This is a genomic window from Paraburkholderia sp. AV2 (genome assembly GCF_054968425.1).
Genome location: NZ_JBANLK010000096.1, coordinates 1 through 1,619 on the forward strand (window position 1 = coordinate 1; position 1,619 = coordinate 1,619).

Consider the following 1,619-nt stretch of genomic DNA (forward strand, 5'->3'; position numbering starts at 1 on the left):
GGGGGGGGGGGGGGGGGGGGGGGGGGGGGGGGGGGGGGGGGGGGGGGGCGGGGGGCCCCCCCCCCCCCCCCCCCCCCCCCCCCCCCGCCGAACGACACCGGCAGGCCGACGAAGCTGGCGGCGTGGTCTTCCGTCGTGCGCAGGATGTCGAGCGCCTGGGTTTGCGGGTGCGCGACCACCTGATCGATGGTCTGGATCGGTCCGCACGGGATGCCGGCCTGATCCAGCACGGCGAGCCAGCTTGCGCTGTCGCGTTGTCCGAACGCATCCTGCAGCCGTTCGATCAGCGCGACGCGATTTGCCACGCGCGCGCCGTTGGTCGCGAAGCGGGGGTCGTCCGCAAGCGCGCGCAATTCGAGGACCTCGCACAGGCGCCGGAACAGCCGGTCGTTGCCCGCGGCCACCATGATCGTGCTGTCCGCGCAGGCGAACGCCTGATGCGGCACGATCGCGGCGGTCCCCGAGCCCCAGCGGCCGGGCAGCTCGCCGGACGCGAGATAGTCGGCGATCTGCATGCCGGCCCAGCTCAGCGCGGTTTCGTAGAGCGACACGGACACGGTTTCGCCGACGCCGGTCGCCTGCCGCCTGAACAGCGCGGCCAGTACGCCGATCGCAGCCCACAGCCCGGTACCCATGTCGTTCACCGAGACCGGAATGCGGCTCAAAGGCTCGCCCGGGGTGCCGAGGAAACTCATCAGTCCGGCCAGCGCCTGGGCGAGCGGATCGTAGCCCGGCTTCTCTCGCCACGGGCCGCTTGTGCCGAATGCGCCGAGATCGCAATAGACGAGCGACGGCTTCAACTCGCGCATCCGTTGCGCGCCGAGTCCGTATTTGTCGACGCCACCCGCCTTCAGGTTCTGCAGCACGACGTCGGCCCGTCGCTCTATCAGCTCGCGCAGCAGCGCCGCCTCCTCGGGATTCGACAACGACATCGCGATGCTCGACTTGCCGTGATTGACTGCATGGAACAGCGCAGCAGCGCCGTCGATGAAGGGGGGCCCCCAGTCGCGCGCATAGTCGCCGCCGCCGGTGCTCTCGATCTTGATCACGTCGGCGCCGAGCGATCCCAGGATCATGCCGGCATAGGGTGCCGCCAGACTGTGGCCGATCTCGACGACGCACACGCCATCGAGCGGTAGAGGGTTCGTCATCGGTTCGTTTCCGTTCATTCGGCTGCCAGCGCGATAGCAGCATCGGCGGGCGCTTCGTGCCCGGCGACCTCGTGCGCGCCGTGACCGTACAGGCGTCGCGCGGCATCCTCGCTGACGTAGCCGTCGACGACGTCCGCCGCCACCCGCTCCGGCTCGCGCTTGCGCGGATCGCCATAGCCGCCGCTGCCGGCCGGCTGCACGACGACCCGGTCGCCGCGATACACGACGGTCTGGCCGCCCTTGGCGGCGACGCTCTGCTCGCTGCCGTCAGCACGGCGCACGCTGCACAGAAAGCGTGAGCCCGGCAGTCCGCCCAACTGGCCTTCGGGCGCCGAGCGGCCACGTTCGCCCGATACGGTGAAGGTCGCTTCGTCATATTCGATGCGGTACACGCGGCGAGAGGTCAGGCCGTCCCGTCGCCGTCCTGCGCCGCCGCTGTCGGTGACGAGCGACCACTCCTCGACGAGC

The 1,619-nt window shown here is 70.8% G+C and carries 2 protein-coding genes; both read right to left on the reverse strand.

Going from position 1 to position 1,619, the window contains the following annotated elements; translation table 11 throughout:
• On the reverse strand, positions 1–1,151 hold a 1,151-nt coding region (locus V8683_RS31035; RefSeq protein WP_462880738.1), incomplete at its 3' end, for a CaiB/BaiF CoA transferase family protein.
• 14 nt (positions 1,152–1,165) lie between these two features.
• Positions 1,166–1,619: hydantoinase B/oxoprolinase family protein (locus V8683_RS31040; RefSeq protein WP_462880739.1), on the reverse strand; the 454-nt coding region annotated here is incomplete at its 5' end.